The 17,271-nt window shown below is 37.9% G+C and carries 22 protein-coding genes; 5 read left to right on the forward strand and 17 right to left on the reverse strand.

The genetic code is table 11. The annotated features are described in order from the left end of the window. Nucleotides 1-50 precede the first annotated feature (50 nt). The 3 genes from K1720_RS09760 to K1720_RS09770 all read left to right on the forward strand — a co-directional run bounded on the left by K1720_RS09760 (nt 51) and on the right by K1720_RS09770 (nt 4,305). A complete protein-coding gene (locus tag K1720_RS09760; protein WP_251949009.1) occupies nt 51-1,370 on the forward strand; it encodes an NAD(P)/FAD-dependent oxidoreductase in 1,320 nt (439 codons plus the stop codon). A 480-nt stretch (nt 1,371-1,850) separates the two neighbouring features. Then, nucleotides 1,851-3,134, forward strand: coding sequence for a sodium-dependent transporter (locus K1720_RS09765; protein ID WP_251949011.1), 1,284 nt, complete (start codon nt 1,851-1,853; stop codon nt 3,132-3,134). A 127-nt stretch (nt 3,135-3,261) separates the two neighbouring features. Further along, nucleotides 3,262-4,305 carry a pyridoxal phosphate-dependent aminotransferase gene (locus tag K1720_RS09770; protein ID WP_251949013.1) on the forward strand — a complete coding sequence of 348 codons (1,044 nt, stop codon included), beginning with the start codon at nt 3,262-3,264 and terminating at the stop codon, nt 4,303-4,305. Here K1720_RS09770 and rlmD read toward each other — a convergent pair. From rlmD to cgi121, 5 genes are all read right to left on the reverse strand, one after another. Continuing rightward, nucleotides 4,292-5,536: a 23S rRNA (uracil(1939)-C(5))-methyltransferase RlmD gene (gene rlmD / locus K1720_RS09775; protein ID WP_251949015.1), complete on the reverse strand. Its 1,245-nt coding sequence runs from the start codon at nt 5,534-5,536 to the stop codon at nt 4,292-4,294. The two genes, K1720_RS09770 and rlmD, sit on opposite strands and share 14 nt — an antisense overlap. 11 nt (nt 5,537-5,547) lie before the next feature. Continuing rightward, nucleotides 5,548-5,877 (reverse strand): hypothetical protein, encoded by a 330-nt coding sequence (locus K1720_RS09780; protein ID WP_251949017.1) that lies wholly within the window; start codon nt 5,875-5,877, stop codon nt 5,548-5,550. Between the two features lie 21 nt (nt 5,878-5,898). Continuing rightward, nucleotides 5,899-6,162: a TMEM165/GDT1 family protein gene (locus K1720_RS09785; RefSeq protein WP_251949019.1), complete on the reverse strand. Its 264-nt coding sequence runs from the start codon at nt 6,160-6,162 to the stop codon at nt 5,899-5,901. A 33-nt stretch (nt 6,163-6,195) separates the two neighbouring features. After that, complete coding sequence (locus K1720_RS09790) at nt 6,196-7,371, reverse strand: aminotransferase class I/II-fold pyridoxal phosphate-dependent enzyme (protein ID WP_251949029.1); 1,176 nt, start codon at nt 7,369-7,371, stop codon at nt 6,196-6,198. A 135-nt stretch (nt 7,372-7,506) separates the two neighbouring features. Beyond that, nucleotides 7,507-7,929: a KEOPS complex subunit Cgi121 gene (gene cgi121 / locus K1720_RS09795; protein WP_251949031.1), complete on the reverse strand. Its 423-nt coding sequence runs from the start codon at nt 7,927-7,929 to the stop codon at nt 7,507-7,509. Between the two features lie 209 nt (nt 7,930-8,138). Here cgi121 and K1720_RS09800 point away from each other — a divergent pair, with 209 nt between their 5' ends. Together K1720_RS09800 and ftsZ are read left to right on the forward strand one after the other, a co-directional pair. Next, nucleotides 8,139-8,330 (forward strand): ribbon-helix-helix domain-containing protein, encoded by a 192-nt coding sequence (locus tag K1720_RS09800; RefSeq protein WP_167888054.1) that lies wholly within the window; start codon nt 8,139-8,141, stop codon nt 8,328-8,330. A 19-nt stretch (nt 8,331-8,349) separates the two neighbouring features. After that, entirely contained in the window at nt 8,350-9,597 is a 1,248-nt protein-coding gene (gene ftsZ / locus K1720_RS09805; protein ID WP_251949033.1) for a cell division protein FtsZ, read from the forward strand. A gap of 52 nt (nt 9,598-9,649) precedes the next feature. On the opposite strand, the gene K1720_RS09810 is transcribed toward ftsZ, so the two are convergent. From K1720_RS09810 to K1720_RS09865, 12 genes are all read right to left on the reverse strand, one after another. Beyond that, on the reverse strand, nt 9,650-10,096 hold the full coding sequence (locus K1720_RS09810; RefSeq protein WP_251949035.1) for an FAD synthase family protein: 447 nt from the start codon (nt 10,094-10,096) through the stop codon (nt 9,650-9,652). Further along, nucleotides 10,093-10,605 (reverse strand): RNA-binding protein, encoded by a 513-nt coding sequence (locus K1720_RS09815; RefSeq protein WP_251949037.1) that lies wholly within the window; start codon nt 10,603-10,605, stop codon nt 10,093-10,095. Before K1720_RS09815 ends, K1720_RS09810 begins: the two co-directional genes overlap by 4 nt. 16 nt (nt 10,606-10,621) lie before the next feature. Beyond that, nucleotides 10,622-11,221: a DUF4443 domain-containing protein gene (locus K1720_RS09820; protein ID WP_251949039.1), complete on the reverse strand. Its 600-nt coding sequence runs from the start codon at nt 11,219-11,221 to the stop codon at nt 10,622-10,624. 53 nt (nt 11,222-11,274) lie between these two features. Further along, nucleotides 11,275-12,417, reverse strand: coding sequence for an RNA ligase (locus K1720_RS09825; RefSeq protein ID WP_251949041.1), 1,143 nt, complete (start codon nt 12,415-12,417; stop codon nt 11,275-11,277). Between the two features lie 117 nt (nt 12,418-12,534). Further along, nucleotides 12,535-13,260, reverse strand: a complete 726-nt coding sequence (locus K1720_RS09830; protein WP_251949042.1) for a tRNA-binding protein — start codon at nt 13,258-13,260, stop codon at nt 12,535-12,537. Continuing rightward, nucleotides 13,244-14,314 (reverse strand): hypothetical protein, encoded by a 1,071-nt coding sequence (locus K1720_RS09835; protein ID WP_251949044.1) that lies wholly within the window; start codon nt 14,312-14,314, stop codon nt 13,244-13,246. Before K1720_RS09835 ends, K1720_RS09830 begins: the two co-directional genes overlap by 17 nt. 5 nt (nt 14,315-14,319) lie before the next feature. Next, nucleotides 14,320-14,652: a hypothetical protein gene (locus K1720_RS09840; RefSeq protein ID WP_251949045.1), complete on the reverse strand. Its 333-nt coding sequence runs from the start codon at nt 14,650-14,652 to the stop codon at nt 14,320-14,322. A gap of 4 nt (nt 14,653-14,656) precedes the next feature. Further along, on the reverse strand, nt 14,657-15,637 hold the full coding sequence (locus K1720_RS09845) for a DHH family phosphoesterase (protein ID WP_251949047.1): 981 nt from the start codon (nt 15,635-15,637) through the stop codon (nt 14,657-14,659). Further along, nucleotides 15,600-15,923, reverse strand: coding sequence for a DUF3194 domain-containing protein (locus K1720_RS09850; RefSeq protein WP_251949049.1), 324 nt, complete (start codon nt 15,921-15,923; stop codon nt 15,600-15,602). The genes K1720_RS09845 and K1720_RS09850 overlap by 38 nt, the downstream gene beginning before the upstream one ends. Before the next feature lie 32 nt (nt 15,924-15,955). After that, nucleotides 15,956-16,309 carry a prefoldin subunit beta gene (locus K1720_RS09855; protein ID WP_251949051.1) on the reverse strand — a complete coding sequence of 118 codons (354 nt, stop codon included), beginning with the start codon at nt 16,307-16,309 and terminating at the stop codon, nt 15,956-15,958. 61 nt (nt 16,310-16,370) lie between these two features. After that, nucleotides 16,371-16,613, reverse strand: a complete 243-nt coding sequence (pcc1, locus tag K1720_RS09860) for a KEOPS complex subunit Pcc1 (protein ID WP_251949052.1) — start codon at nt 16,611-16,613, stop codon at nt 16,371-16,373. Further along, on the reverse strand, nt 16,610-17,242 hold the full coding sequence (locus K1720_RS09865; RefSeq protein WP_055283933.1) for a ribosomal biogenesis protein: 633 nt from the start codon (nt 17,240-17,242) through the stop codon (nt 16,610-16,612). The genes pcc1 and K1720_RS09865 overlap by 4 nt, the downstream gene beginning before the upstream one ends. Nucleotides 17,243-17,271 lie beyond the last annotated feature (29 nt).

The following is a 17,271-nucleotide window of genomic DNA, read 5'->3' on the forward strand; positions in this document are numbered from 1 at the left end:
TCACAATTTTTTTATACTTCTCGCATTCCTTTCTATATGGTGGTGTTATAATGAAAATTGTTGTAATCGGTTCTGGTACGGCAGGTAGCAATTTCGCGCTTTTTGCAAGAAAAATAGACAGAAAAGCCGAGATAATCGTTATTGGAAAAGAAAAGACAATGCAATATTCTCCCTGTGCTTTGCCTTTTACATTAAGTGGTAAAATACCAAAGCTTGAGGACATTGTTGTGTTTCCCACCGAATTTTATGAAAAACAAAAGATAAAGCTACTGCTTGAGACTGAAGCAAAAGCTATAGACAGAGAAAGAAAAGTCGTAGTTACAGATAAAGGAGAAATACCATATGACAAGTTGGTTCTAGCCACTGGATCAAAAGCGTTTGTACCTCCAATAAAAGGAGTTGAAAGTGAGGGGGTCTTCACTTTAAAAACAATGGACGATGTAAAGCAAATTCAAAATTATATAAAAGAACGGAATCCTAAAAAAGCTTTAGTTATAGGAGCAGGCCTAATTGGACTCGAGGGTGCTGTTGCTTTTAGAGAAATCGGAATGGATGTCATTGTAGTAGAGCTTCTTGAGCATTTACTCCCCACCATGCTCGACAAGGATATGGCCTCCATTATCCAGTCACATATGGAAGAAAAAGGAATTCAATTTAGATTTGGTGCTGCGGTGAGTGAGATTATAGGAAACCCTGTAAATGCAGTAAGAATAGGGGAAGAAAAAATTGAGACCGATTTAGTCCTTGTGGCCACTGGAGTCAGGGCAAATACTGAATTAGCAAAGCAGGCGAATTTAGAGGTTAACAAAGGAATTATAGTGGACGAGTACCTCAGAACCAGTGACCCAGATATATACGCCATTGGAGATTGCGCGGAGGTTTATGATGCAGTAACCGGAAATCGGATTCTAAGTCAGCTCGGAACAACAGCAGTTAGAATGGCAAAAGTGGCTGCTGAAAATATCTTTGGCAGAAATGTGAAGTTTAAACCAGTCTTCAATACTGCAATAACCGAACTTTTTGATTTAGAGATTGGTACATTTGGAATAACGCAGGAAAGAGCAAAAAAAGAGGGAATTGATGTAGTTATTGGCAAATTTAAAGGATCCACCAAACCAGAGTACTATCCTGGAGGAAAGCCTATCACAGTGAAACTCATGTTTAGAAAGAAGGATAAAAAACTAATAGGAGCCCAGATAGTAGGTGGAGAAAGAGTTTGGGGCAGAATCATGGCGCTAAGCCTTGTAGCTCAAAAAGGAGCAAGTGTTGAAGATGTAGCATATAGCGAAACTGCTTATGCCCCACCAATAAGCCCCACTATTGATCCCATAACAATCGCAGCTGAGATAGCATTGAGAAAATTCAAGTGAGTTTTTCCTATTTTTTTAACTTAATGAGTTATAAAAGGAAAACTCCCAAAAGCTAGGAACTAATTAAGCTGAACAAGCTTATGGTATATTTTATCTAATATTTTCCCCGCTCTGGAGGAAATGTTTTCAAGAGAAAATGCAAGAAACATTGAGGAGCCAAGTACTTCAAGGTAACTCTTGCCTTCTCCTCAGTGAGCTCGACGCTATGAAGGAAAGAATACAAAATATACAAAGTAGGAAAAAATGTTAGAATTATTATGAATAGACTTTAAATTCACTTACTTCATATTTTGTCACAATGACAAATTAAGATGGAAAAAATTTTTATAGATAAACTCCATTTTAATGCGTTGATGCACCATGATGAGCTGGAGTGAGTGTTTTTGGGAGTATAGTTGGTGACGCTTTTCTATTAGTCAAAGGTAGGGATTGTTTTTGGCACTGATTTAACCGTCTCAAAAGCTTTTGGGGGTGTTCCTTGTGGTTAGAGAAACTTGGGGAAGTAGAGTAGGGTTTGTTGCAGCAGCTGTAGGAAGTGCAGTAGGCTTAGGAAACATCTGGATGTTTCCCATGCGAACTGGCCTCTACGGTGGAGCGGCCTTCTTGATACCGTATCTTATTTTATTGTTTGCTGTTGGAGTGGTTGGACTTACAGTAGAGTGGACTCTCGGAAGAGCAACAAAAGGAGGACCAATAGAAGCATTCGCAAAAGCATTACCTGGCGGAAAATACCTTGGATTGCTAGTAAACGTGATAATGATAATGATATTTGCATTCTATTCCCTAGTACTTGGCTGGATACTCCGGTATTTTATAGCCTCACTTACTGGAGAGCTAGCGGGGGTTAATCCAGGAGCGTTCTTTGATACTTTAGCCTTCAGTAAAGAAGCAATATTATGGCAGTTTATTGTAATAGCGATAACAGTAGGCATAGTTGCTATGGGAGTTCAGAAAGGTATTGAACGGGCCAACAAGATAATGATGCCTGCATTGTTTGTGCTCCTTATTATACTGACGATAAGAAGTATTACTCTACCTAATGCTTATGAAGGGCTTAAATTTTACCTATTACCTGACTGGAGCAAAGTTATGAGTGGAAAGACATGGATGATAGCTCTATCACAAATGTTCTTCTCATTGAGTGTCCTTGGAACTACAATGGTAGTCTATGGAAGCTACCTAAAGGAAAGTGATGACATACCTCTCTCGGCAATAGCAACAGCCTTTGGAGATACAGCTGTGGCTGTCACAGCTGGTTTCTTAATATTCCCAGCAGTGTTTTCATTTGGGCTTGAACCAACAGCAGGACCAGGACTAATTTTTGTCACACTTCCCATGGTCTTCCAAAAAATGCCAGGAGGAATACTTTTTGGCGCATTGTTCTTCCTGTTGTTAATATTCGCTGGATTGTCATCAACAGTCTCAATGCTTGAGGTATACGTGGATTCAGCAATAACAAAGCTCAACTTGAACAGAAGAAACGCCTCAATTCTTCTAGGTCTCTTAACATTTATAGTGGGAGCCCCTTCGGCACTCAATCCTTCATACTTTGAATGGCTGATTAACATCTCAACCGTTTATATAGGGCCATTAGGAGCTCTTATAGCTGCTTTAGCATTGATAAGGCTCGGAGTAGAAAAAGCTTACGAGGAAGTCAGAAAAAGTGCACTCATAGAAATTCCAGGAATTTGGAAACCTTGGGTGAAATACCTGTACCCAATAGTGATAGTAGTGATATACATTTCACAGTTTATACTGGGGTGAGAGAATGAGCACGGTTTATATAATAGCACTCTTCGTGGTCCTCATAATATACGGACCTCTCATATGGGCCCTCTATAAGCTCTCGAAGGCAGGCTCTGCCTCTTAATTTTTCTTTTGGTGAACACAAATGACACTAAAAAGGCTTTCCAAAATAGAAGATGATTATGCAAAAGACCTGCCAAAGGGCAACTATTTGGATTGTGCATTAGGCCATAACCCATTCGGATGTTCTCCTAGAGTATTAGAAGGAATCACAAGAGTAAACCCTCAAGACATCTATCTTTATCCTTCCGGAGAAGAAAGGCTCAAGGAATCTATCGCAGAATACTGGGGAAACCTAAGTAAAGAGGAAATCTTTCTTGGAGCCGGGTCAATGGGATGCTTACAAATGATCAACAAGCTATTAACCAAAGGGTCCGTGGTTTTAGGCTACGCTCCGCAATTCTTACCCTACATTAACGATGCAATAGCAAATGGTGCAGTTTATGAATACGTCCCTCTTAAGGAAGAAGATGAATTTAGTATCGATGTTAATGAGATAATAAATAACATAACTAAGAAAACAACCTTCATTTATGTTGACAATCCCCATAACCCCACAGGACAGGTTTTATCTTTAAAAGATATCAAAGATATTGTAGAAGAAGCAGAGAAAAAAGGTGCACTTGTAATAGTTGATGAGGCCTTTGGAGACTTTATGCCAAAAAAGAACTCTGCAATAAGCCTTGAAAATGAGAATATTATAGTTACAAGGTCGTTCTCAAAGGGGTTTGGACTTGCTGGTCTAAGAATCGGGTATTGCATAGCCAGAGGAGAGATACGGAGAACTTTAACAAAAATTCACCTCCCATTTTCCACAACTATGCTCTCAATAAAAGCAGCAGTTCTTGCTTTGGAGGATAAGGACTTCTTAAAAACAGTTATAGAGGGGGTGAAAAGTAATAAAGCAAGGCTAATAAAGTTCCTAAAGAAAGAGTTTTGTATAGCAAAAACCCACAAAGCTACCCCTATTTTTCTCTGTGGGAGAGAAAGTGATACATACTCCTACTTTTTAGAAAGAGGCATTGTAACAGTGCCTGGAGGTGAGTTCATCAACTTAGACAATTCTTACATCCGAATAAGAGTGCCAAGCGATGTTGAAGAGTTTTTAAAAAGAGTTACTTCAACTTAAGTTTTATAACAGCTTCAATATGAGAAGTATGAGGGAACATATCAATCAAGACCGCATCCTCAATTTCATAAGTTTCTCTTAAATGTTTATAATCTCTCACAAACGCCTGTGGATTGCAAGAGATGTAAATTAGATTATTTACTTTGCTTTTTGCTATCAGCTTAACTGCTTCTTTTAACCCTTTTCGAGGAGGATCCACAATGACAGTATCATAATCTCCTATTTCAACATCCTTCACATCTCCTACTGAAAACCTAGCATCTACCCCATTAATTTCGGCATTTTTGTTTGCTATCTCAACTGCAAGTGAATTTATTTCAATCCCTTCAACTCTAAGGCCTCTTTTTGCTAGGTAGATTCCAAAAGTGCCCACGCCAGCATAGAGATCAAATACGCTTTCGCCTTCTATGAAATCCCATACTGCTTTCAAAAGAAGACGAGTAGCATAGGAGTTTGTCTGGAAAAAGCTATTAGGGTGGATTAGATACATAACATCCCCAATTTTTTCTCTTATGTAGGGAGAGCCACCTACAAGGACCGGGGTGCCCCTAGGATCGTCCTTACTATCATCTTTAAAACTCCAATAAATGGAGCCCGCAAAATCGAAGTAATCGATAAAACTTGAAGGCACTTCTTTGATGTGGGCAATCATATTTACCATAATGTCTCCTGTGAATTTCCCTTCTCTAACGGAAAGATAGTGTATCTCACCAAATTTTTGCTTTGAATCCCATGGCATGAGTCTTTCCTCTTTCATGAACTTCTTCAATGTAAGCAAGAATTTCGACGTTTTGTTCGAGAAAATAGGACATTCCTTCACCTCTACAACATTCTGGGATTCCCTCTGTTTAAATCCAATTCCTCTAGTAGAAACTATAAAGTTGCTAATATTTCTAAAACCCCAGATTTTCGGTGATCCTTTTATTGGAGCTTCTATTCCAGTGGCCTTCCTAAAAAGCTCATTTTTTAGATTAAGTTGCTCTTGATATTTTATATGCTGCCAAAAACAACCTCCACATCTTTCAAAATGAGAACATCGCGGTCTCTGTCTTAGATGCGATTCTTCAATGATTTCAAACTCTCTAGCTATGTATCTCCCGAATCGTCTGAATGTTTTTCTAACTTCCACTAAATCACCAATTACAGTAAAAGGTACATGGACCGGTTTTTGAAGATCCAATACTCCGTATCCATCAAAACTTATTTGCGTTATATATCCTCGCCCTTTCATCTCTCTCACTACTAACCAAACTCTATCTCATTTTTAAACTCCTCGCTTGTGATCAGAACAAGAACAATAGCTGCCAAAAAGGTTAGACTTACTGAAGCGGGTTCAAAACTTACCAAAATCCAAATTATACCAAATATTAAGTCAAGAAGGGTTATATACGTGCCAACTTGTATAACGATTTCTACACTCCCCAAAACCCCAAAAAGAACCAGAAAGTGAACTAAAGCTATGGCCATAAACCCAATTGCAACTGATTTTTCTTCCACACTTAGAAGGGCCATTCCCACAAAATATGCTCCCATTAGAAAAAAGAAAAGAGAAACAATAGACTTAATTCTCATTTTCATGACCCCCTAGTCATCTCACAACTTTCCAAAGATCATTAAAATCCCAAAAAGGATAAAAAGCAATCCTGCTCCCTTATGAATAACCTCTAATGGCAAGGCATCTCCAATTTTGTCTCCAACAAAGGCACCTATAAGATTCACAAAAGCTAGCCCCAATATGGCTCCAAGAAATGCTTTCATCCATCCATATTTGGAAGCAAATGCCATAGTAGCAAGCTGTGTCTTATCACCTAATTCAGCGAGAAATATCGCAATGAAAACATAGAGAATTTCTTTCATTTGTTATCACCTCGAATAAAAGGAATTGAAAAATCAAAGACCTTCAAGAACTTTTTTCATTCGTGATATTGCCTCTAATAGGTTTTCTTGTTTTGTGGCATAGCTTATTCTTATGTATCCCTCACCATTGGGCCCAAATGCTGTTCCTGGAATTACTACTACTCCAGCTTTATCTAAAAGCCACTCCGCAAACTCCTCACTTTTCATTCCAGTCTCCCTTATGTTAGCAAAGACATAAAATGCTCCCTTTGGCTCAAACGCCTTTATGTATGGAACCTCTTTCAACTTCTCTAGAACAAGCCTCCGTCTCTTTGCGTATTCTTTTCTCATATTTTCTACAGCCTTCCAGCTTGCTTCTTCCCTAAGTGCAGCAACACCAGCAATCTGGACAAATGAAGCAACATTTCCAATGATATAAGCATGGAGCTTTATCATGTCTCTGATGATCTCTTCAGGAGCAATTGTAAAGCCCAAACGCCACCCAGTCATGGCGAATGTTTTTGAAAAGCTGTTTGCGAGTATTGTGTTATCTGGAGCATATTTTATCATTGGTATATGCTTTGCCCCATCATAAAGGAAATGCTCATACGGTTCATCACTAAGAATATAAATGTTATAGTCCTGAGCAATATCTGCAATGGCTTTAGCTATATCTTCATCTAGAGTTGCTCCAGTAGGGTTGTTTGGGTAGTTGAGAACTATCATTCTTGTTTTCTTAGTAATCAGCTCGAGGAGCTCATCTGGGTCTGGTTGGAAATCATTTTCTTCTCTCAATGGCAATCTAATAGCTTTTGCCTCGGCTACTTTTGCATCTTCAGCATAACACACAAATGCTGGATCAGGAATTATTACTTCATCTCCGTCTTCTAATAGACTCTCAAATGCCAGATAAGTGGCTTCATAAGCCCCAGCAGTTACGAGAACATTTTGAACTGGGATCTCGATACCATGATGATCAGCATAATACTCTGAGATTGCATTCCTTAATTCTGGGACTCCTGCATTGGGAGTATAATGAGTCCATCCTTCATCAAGTGCTCTTTTTGCAGCATCTTTTATGTTTTGAGGAGTATCAAAATCAGGTTCACCTATCCCCAAAGAGATTACATTTTCCATTTTCGAAGCCCTTTCAAAGAGCTCCCTAATCTTTGACCTTTGAATTAGATTTATACGATTTGCTACAAAATACTTATGCTTCCTATAACGCATAATTCATCCCTCCAGATGGCATTTATGAGTGAGGAGGAGTTCTTATAAATTTATCGAAAAGAAAGCTTCAGTTTTGAGCACAGAAATACAAAAATTCTCAAAATTATGGTTATGAATACACATAATTAGACAATATTAGAGCACATCCACCAAAGCAGCGCGCTCGAAAAGCTCTTTTACTTTTTCTTCCTCACAATCTACAATCGGGAGTTCCTTTGCAGATGTTTTTATAACTATATCCCTCAAATCCTCTTCTGCATGTTCCCCAATAGCCACAAGGAAATTTTCTCCTTCTTTCGCTCCAACTTGTGATATGGCATCTTTTATCTGAAGTGTTCCACTTGCTCTCAGGAGAATCTCCCCCTTAACTGTCTTGGCTTTGTTTGTGCCTCTTTCAAAGGATCTTAGTGCTAATATTGTAGCAAATGCTACTTGTTCCCAACATTTAATATTCAATATTTGAACATTATTGGGAAGTATTTCAAAAATCGAGGTAATATTTTCAATCAGAATTTTTGCAATTACAATCCTCTTGTTATCGTATCTCAGCACTTTCATTACATCCCCCAAAAGTGATTTATTCGTTATTTATTAAAGTTTTTGTTTATACAGAAGTGTGTAGTCATTTAAAAAATTTAATTTTATGGCCTATTTTTTAAAAATTTTTTGAAATTAATAATATGACAGTATTAAATCACAGACAAAAAGTATTTAACTAATTAAAACAACATATTCATTAGCTACGCTCATGTATAGGTGAGACTACCATGGCCAAAATGAAAATCATCAGTGTACAACTACCACAAGGACTCATAAATGCCCTTGACAGTTTAGTTAGGAGAGGAGTCTACCCTAACAGAAGTGAAGCAATTCGAGAGGCTATCAGAGAACTAGTAAAAAAAGAACTCTACGTCACTGAGTCAGAAGAAAGGAGAATACCAGAATACGTGGTCAAATAAAATTATCGGGGTGATATAAATGGTGTTTAAGATATTAGAACAAGCCGGTATTAATTTAGATATAAATAACAATGATGACAAAATCCAAGAAACCCTCAGTGATCTAGATGTCTCTAAAGCTTTCATTAAAATAGCAATAATAGGCATTGGTGGCTCTGGGAACAATACTATCACAAGACTTTACGAATTAGGCGTAGAAGGAGCAGAACTGATAGCAATGAACACTGACGCTCAACACTTGGCAAGGACAAAAGCACACAGGAAAATTCTTCTTGGAAAGAATATAACTCATGGAAAAGGATCTGGTGGAAACCCAAGAATAGGGTATTTGGCCGCAGAGGCCAGTAGAGATGAAATTGCTGATGTTGTTAGAGACGTGGATCTCGTATTTTTGACTGCTGGAATGGGTAATGGTACTGGAACTGGAGCAGCGCCGGTAGTTGCAAAAATAATAAAAGAAGAAGCTAGAAATGGTGGGAGAATTCAAGAGCCACTCATTGTAAGTGTTGTGACATATCCATTCAGGAATGAAGGAACAAAAAGAATCGAAAAAGCAAAAGCTGGGATACAAGCCCTGCTTAAATACTCTGATACTGTAGTGATAATAGAAAATGATAAACTTCTTGAACTTGTACCAAAATTACCGATCTCCGCAGCATTCAGATTTGCAGATGAGATAATAGCAAGAATGGTCAAAGGTATTACAGAGACAATAATGCTCCCTTCTATGGTTAATATTGATTTTGCCGACGTTTATAGTGTTATGAAAAATGGTGGAGCAGCGTTGATTGGAATTGGTGAGAGTGATTCTAATAGAAGGGCTGTTGACGCAATAAACAATGCACTAAACAACAAAATGCTTGAAGTTGAGTTCGGAAGCGGCGAATCTGCACTAGTTCACTTTACAGTCGGACCAGATGTCAGTCTTGGAGAGATAAACGATGCGATGCAGATAGTCTATGAAAAGCTTGGAGCAAAATCCGAAATAAAATGGGGCGCGAGAATCGACAAAGAGCTTGGAAAGGTCGTTAGAGCAATGGTTATAATGACAGGAGTTAGATCTCCACACATCCTCAGTAGTGATATACACGCACTTAGCGAGGAAGACAACATAATAATATCAAATCCAATAGATAGGAGAATAAATAAGGACTCAGAACTCGAGAACCTCTTTGACAGGGTTTCGGGTGAAAAGAAAAGAAGTGTCGGAGCAAATCCAATAGTTGAGAGAATCTTAGACGGAGCTATAGATTACGATTTAAGTTAAATCCTCACATTTTTATAATCACCAAAATTTGGTAAAATCAGAGGTGCTAAAATCACTCGCAAAATATCTCTACTATTTTTTGAATTATTTTACTAGTTTTGGCAATGTCGCTTTTGTAGGAATAGGGAATTCTTATAACCTCGGCGTTAATACCATTCTTTTTCAGCTCTTCTTTAAGAACATTAATATCGAAATTCTGATCTGGTCCCAAAGCAATAATATCGGGATTTAGCTTTTTAACTAACTCAAAACTTATACAATCAGGTTCCCCAATAACCACATCATCTACCATTTTAAGAGCCTTTAAGACCTCTGCTCTCTCATACATAGAATTTATAGGCATCCTACCTTTTCTTTCCTCAACAGTTTTATCATGTGCCACTATCACTATAAGTTCATCACCAAGTTCTTTTGCGTGCTGCAAAAAATGGATATGACCCACATGTAGGATATCAAAAACTCCACCTGTAACCACTCTAATCTTCTTCTTTTCCATCATAACACCGTCAACTCCCAAATTTTATCCTTTGCATGATGTATCACTTTCACAGCTTTTCCTTTTTTCTTTTCCTTCATAGTTTTTCCATCTAATAAAGCTATTCCAATAGCTAAAGGTCTCCCATATTGTTCCTCTACAATAAAAACGAAATCCCCCTCTTTTATTTCTTCATCTGCATCTACTATACCTGGAGCCATGACATCAGCCCCATTTAGAATATAAGGTACTGCTCCCTGGTCCACAACTACTCTACGTTTCCATTTTCTCAGATCCTCCACATTTGAGATTTCATACAAGGCTATAACCAAGGGAAAAATAAGGTCTTCCCTCTTTATAAACCGCGGTTTTTTGTTAACAAAGAGTATCTGAGTTTTTTTATCGAATTCTCCTATTAGAACCTGATCATTCTTAGATATAAGCTTTTTTGCCACCTCATCTCCAAAAATTTTACTCATATCTTCTATTATCCTCTTAACTTCCTTTTTACTTAAGGGATGCTTTATCTTCATCTTGAACACCTCAAATTTATTCCGCCAGTTTTCTGATCTCACTGGGCAACAAATCTCCTTTTAAAACCACCGCTACATGAATAGCACTCTTAATAGCACTTGTTCGACTTTCTGCCCATGTTATTACGACTAAATCTCCATCTTTGAGAGGTAATCTCTTCACTTCTCTATCTATCTCAGGGAGTGTGTCCTTTAAGGGCCTTCTGTCCTCAGGGAATATCACTTCTCCCTTAGAACATAGTAAAATCATGGCTCCTTTCGCAAAAAATCTAATAGCTTCATCTCTCAACTCTATACTCTTAAACTCAGGAGGGTTCTTCACAATGAGAGCACATGCAGGGAAGCCTTCTATAGGTTCTATCTCAACAGGTTCTGAAAAAAGAGTAGAAATCTCGTTTACAACTTTAATTCCTTTCTCACTCAGAAAATGACCTTTTTGTTGGGACTCAATCAAGCCCGAAGCAGCAAGTTTCTTTAAAAGGGTTCTAACAGTACCTTCTCCAAGACTTAATTCCTCAGAAATCTGTTTACGACCTTTTGGAGTCTTCACCAAAAAGAGTGTGATGAGAACATCTTCCATTTTAAACTCAGGATATGCACCTCGCTTCCAGTCCATTCTTTCACCTCTACTTTCGAATGCATTAAAGAGATATAAAAAGTTTAAGGCGGTCAATCTACAAATGCGTGTCCATTCCAGAGTTCTCTAATTTCCCTTGTAGCTTCTGGATAAACTCGCTTAAATGTTATCTTCCAATACTCATTAGATGTTTCCTCTATATCTTCAATATGAATCTTCAATCCAAGACGCTCAAAATGTGAGACCATCTTATATGCAGTCTCAATATGTTTTACTCTCACAGTAAACATCTCTGCTATTTCCTCACCACCACCTACATCCCATATACTCTCCACAAATGGTTCCAAAAGTGCTTTTCCGAGAGCAGTTGCATATCTTTCAAAGTCTGCATCTCTGATTTTTTCTTCTGCTAAGTAAAAGGCCAAACGTTTAATCCTCTGCATAAAATATCCATGTGGTAGCTCGAAAAATACCCGTGCTCCAATTCGTATGTCATTTATATTTGCATATGGCGTTACGTATTTAATTATCTTCTTCATGTCGGGACTCTTCATTACTATCCCTTCTCGGCGTTGCGTGCTGAGCTCTTCTATAAGTTGTCGAAGTTCATCTATCTTTGAAATATTATACATCCCAAAAACTTCAACACTTGGAATTCCATATTCTTCTGCCATTTTTATCCTATCTTTCACAGAAATTGATTTGCCAGTCTTTTTCTCTTGAATATCAAAGAGAAAGAACTGAATATCTTCCTTTATATGGGGTGGACCTTCAACAAGATAGGGGCTTTCAGGCCCTGCCATCTCCCCACAAAGTACTAAATTAGGGTAATCTTTGAAAAATTCCATGTTCACAAAATCTTCAATCCTCTCTGTAGTGAAGGGACATATAAAACCCCCTCTTGTAAAAGCAAATACTCTTCCCTCAATTTGAGCCACTCTGATATTGTACCCATCTATTTTTTCCTCCACGTAAAACGGCTTCATTTTAAATACTCTTTTTATACCTTTCTCCAGCTGGACAACTCTCTTTATGTGAGGAAAGCCCAATATGATATTATGATGGTCAAAAACCACGGTACCTCTTCTTAGATTACCGGCTGAATCTTTAAATCTGAGATATTTTATGCCCTCAAACTCATCTTCTACTATTCCCCCTTTCCCTTCAAGCATCTCGATTCTTTCTTCACTAATTCCAAGATCAAGAAGGAGCCTCTTAAAGTATGAGCTCACCATTGATAGCACCAATAAATAATACCACTCTTATAGTTTATAGTTTTTGTGAAGATACTTCTATCTCATAACAAAGAGTTTTCAAAAAGTAGATGTCCAAAGAAAAGTGTGAAAATAGAATCAACCTTTCAAAAATGCTTCAACGAGATTCCTAGTCTCTTTAAAAGCCTCCAAAGGAACACCTTTTGGAAGTCCTCCAACGTCCCCTTTTACATCCTTTAAAACGCCTTCACCAGCCCCTAAAAACATTCCCTCACTTGTTATTCCCCTAAAGTTTGCAGGAGGGAGTAATGCTACAGCGACTTTGTGACCTTCTTTTACGCTTAAATCATTTGTTACTACTGTAATGGCCCTATCACCTAGATTTACATTACATACAAGAAGCTTATCTGCATTTGGGTGTTTACCAGCACTCATGACCTCTCCAACTCTTATATCAACAGCAATTACAGGATCATTTATTTTTCCAAATTTCAACCTTTTATTCAGGCCCATTATAGTATTCAAGAAAAATCTTATCTTTGCAATAGATTCTTCCAATTTTTCCTTTTCATGCTTGTCAGCCAGTTCTAGAAATTTAATGTACCATTCCTCTCCCCCAAGTGCTTCAATTATCCCTTGTGCTTTTTTTACAAGTTCCTTCATTTGGGGAGTCTCAGTAAGTTCAGAGGGCTCTAAGTAGGAGTACCTCATAGCTTGAAGTTCAGGAATCATTTCTTTAGCAAGCTGTATTGCTTTCTTCTTGTCCCACTTACCTTTAAATTTCGCTCCTTCAACTGTTTTTAAGAAAAGCTCCACTGCTTTCTCTGCTACAAGTAAGCGATAATCCTTACTCGTGTCCCACATCATTCCCACCTTCAATTGCTTTTAAAACTTCTTTCTTAACACTTTCGTTTGATATTGCCTCCGCAACTGTAACAGCTTTAAGCTTATCACCTCTCTTAGCATACGCTAGAGCAATCTTAGCAAATACTTGAGAAGCAAGTTCCCTATCATCCATTATGGCTGCTATGGTTAGAGCCTCCTTAAGCTGACCTATTTTCAAAAATTTGAACGCAATATCTCTAAGGGATTCATCCTCAGGTTGAAGCTTTCTTTCAGCAGCCATTCTAAAAGCCTCTTCTACTAAACTATTACCCAAACCTTTTTTATCATGAAGAACAAGCCAATAAGCTATCTCCAATAATGCTAAAATCTTTTCTTCTTCTGGCAAGTATTTAATAACGAAAACTGCACTTTCTAAATCTCTTTTTTCAAGAAAGTCTGAAACGACTTTACTCCCATGTTCTACTGCAAGTTCTATAAGAGAAGCTTTTTTCTTTAGCTCTTGAGCACTAAGATTCCTTCTAATATCTTCATAGATTCCTGCTGCTAGTTCATAAAAGTCTCTAGCTTCTGGAGAACGTACCTTATCTGCACTCTCTACAATTCGTTGCGCCAAAGTATAAAGAAAAGAAAGAACTTTAGAATATGGTTCAGAAGATCTTGTTGCTGTTTCATATGCCACATTGTAATAGTAAAACGCATCACTATGCTTCCCACTTAACGCCATGTAATATGCTAGATATGCATACCCATCAGCTCTCCAAAGAGAATAATCAATAGATCTAACTAGTTGATGTGCTTTTTTAAAAAAGTATTCACCTTTGCTATCTCCAGAAGCTAGAAGAGTGTATCCAATTAATGCTAGTGCTCTTGCCTTATCCAGTACTTCTTTTAAAGAGTCTACTACCTCCAACATTCTCCCTAGAAGCGCTTCCATGTACTTTACCTCTTCTACATAAAGATAAATGTATGAAAGGGCTTCAAGTTTCGAGAAGGGATCTTTAATCCTTAAGGCCAACTCCAATGCACTCCCAAAATCCCCCCTCTCTACAAAATCAGATATATCTTCCATCATAATCATCACCGAGTATTCTTAACCCTCCTGTCCCACTCCTCTAACATTAAGTCAAGAGTTAACAAATTAGTGAGCTTCAATTTGACTTTATTATTCTCATAGTCTATACTACCCTTAAATTCATTAAGAAGCTCAAAGACCTTGCTCGCTTCATTCTGACTTAAACTGTTTCCATAGAATTCTTCACCACATTTCGGACACGTAAATATGAAAGTGTCCAACGTAGATAAAAAAGAATCCCTATTTTTGAGCAATTCCTTAAAGTTATTCAAAGTGAGCATCTGCTCAATAAGATCTTCCCACTTAAGCACTTCACCACAAAGGGGGCACCTACTCATTGGATCACCCCAAGTTCTTTAGAAAAGTTTCGATTTCTTTCACTAAAAACTTAACGGCATCATCAAGATTTTTCTTTCCGTTTGCTCCAGCAGCTCCAGAATGTCCTCCTCCAGAACCATCTATAATTGGGCCTACTCTCTCCATAAGCTTACCAAGATGAAGTCCTTTCTTAACTAAATGTTCTTTAGCACGAGCTGAGATTCTAACCCCTTTCTTTTCACTCCCTACAATCGCAACATCAGCCCCCAACTGAAGGAAGATTTTACACGCAAGTGATTCATAGGCAGAAATCTTTGAAATCGCAATTATATAATTCTTCACTTTTCTAATTTCCATTCGTTGACAGGCCTTCAGGATGGCAATTCTCTTTGCCTGATCTATGTTTTCATCGGTAACAGGAAGAACAAGATTATAGACCTCCCCCATATGTATGTTAAACTTTTCAAGAATGCTAAAAACCGTTTTGAAGGTCTTTGAATTTGCGTATCTAAAGTTGGCAGTATCTGTAACTATTCCTGCTAAAATGACTCTTGCCGAAATTTCATCATAAAATCCTAAGTAATTAAGAAGCTCCCATACTATCTCAGCAGTAGATGTCCTAGAAGAATCTACAATCCAAATATCCGCATTTATAGGACTTTCTTTTTCAGCATGATGGTCAATAACCACTACATATTTCCCTTCAGGAATTTTAATTGGCTCAAGCTGTTCAATAGAGGAAGTATCGAAAATCACTACAACATCTTCCCCAACCTCTGGATCCTTTTCCACCTCGGCAAATTGGAGAAGTCTCTTTGCATAAGATGAAACACTTTGAGCAACCCCAATTTTATTTTTCAGTCCTCTACTGGTCAAGTATCTTGAGAAAGCAATAGCACTACCCAGAGAATCTGGATCGGCATTATGATGACACAGGAGTAAAAAGGTATAATTTCTTTCCTCTGCTTCATTTAGAAATCTTTTGAGCTTTATTTTCCCCTGCAATTTCCATCAACCTTTTTTCAACTTTTTTATACGCATTTTCAATAGCTTCATCTACTAGAGTATCCACATCTACTTTCACAAATATTGGAACCTCTAAATAGACTTCAAGCTCCAGATCAAGGGTATCTTCACGGTTTATTCTTGCTGTTACTTCAATATCTTTTACCTCACTTCTAGTCAAATACTTAAAGATATAATCTATCACGGCTTCTTGAGCCAGTTCTCCGACTTCTATTAACTTCTCTTCTGTCAGCTCAGGGAGACCTATATGGACAACCCTCTTCATGATGACCACGTGCAAAAGTTTAAAAAAGGAGATCAACCAGCAATACCGCCTCTAAGAGCACTTTGAATCTGTTGGGTGAGTTCTTTAATTTTCTCATTGAGCTTTTGCTCCTGTCTTTCTAGGGCCTTTAAACGCACTTCAAGAGTCTCAATTTTCTCATTGAGTTCTCCTAAAGCCTTGGATTTTGTTGATCTGACTATTAGGGTACCGACTGTTTTGTATATTGGACTCTCATCCTCACTCTTCTCAATTTCCTCAAGAGCTTTTCTAGCATCATTAAGTTCAACTTGAATTCGTTGCTTTTGTTGAATAACAAGTTGAATCTGTTGCTGATAACTCTCCAACTGCCCTAACAACGCCTGCACTTGTGGTGGGATATTCTGCATAGCAACACCTCCATAATCGCAATATCCGAGCTATACTCTCAAGGGACATTTAAATAGTTAACTAAAGCTCGGTGATTTCAAGGGCAACTTTAATCCACCGGAGATAGGAATTAATTGTACCCCTTAAAGCAGAATTATCATCTGCCACAAAATTTATTATTATTTTGGATCCATTTAGAGAAAAGTCCAGTTTACTCCTTCTGTAAGGAACAGTTTTATGTTCAAAAAGAACACTCTCATAAACAACTCTTGCAACCTCTTCATTTGGAAATTCTATTTCAATTGAGCCTCTTATTTTGCTCATGTGCCCTCGCTCCTCTTGATGCCAAGCTTTTCCTTGTAGTCCCATCTCCTACCATCTTCCATTATCCATATTTTAACACTTATCAATGGCCCCACTGGTTTATCCTTTGAGACATCAAAACGATAAAAGTTCACCGCCATTCCCCTTGGATGACGTTCTATAACACCAAGAACATCAGTATTGTATTTATCAGCTATGTACTGGAGATTTCTATCATTACGGGGTATAAACTTGCCATTTGTGAGCTCAGCAAATACTTGACCAAAAATAATATGATCAAGATCCACCCGTTTGGCCGTTGTTACAATAAATGGCATTTCCTCTCTGATCAAACGAATGTTTCTAAACCCAATTTCTCTTTGAAGTTTAATGCCATGAAGGTAGAGATAACCCATATACCCCCAATCATCGGGAGAAACCTTAATAAAAGTCATTTTAAGAGGATTCCCTTTCCAGACATTTATAATTAATAGCCTCTCATACCCTCTATCATAAGCCTCAACAAGAAGATCTTGGATAGTTTTCTTACCTCTAGTCAAATAGGTAGAATTTGGAAAAATACGCTCTAAGTCATGTCCAAAGCTTCTTGTCCTTCTTGTAGGCCTATGGGATGTTGTTATCAGCATCATCTCTGATCACTTGTTGGTTTGTCAAAAAC

This window comes from Thermococcus argininiproducens (assembly GCF_023746595.1).
GTDB lineage: Archaea > Methanobacteriota_B > Thermococci > Thermococcales > Thermococcaceae > Thermococcus_A > Thermococcus_A argininiproducens.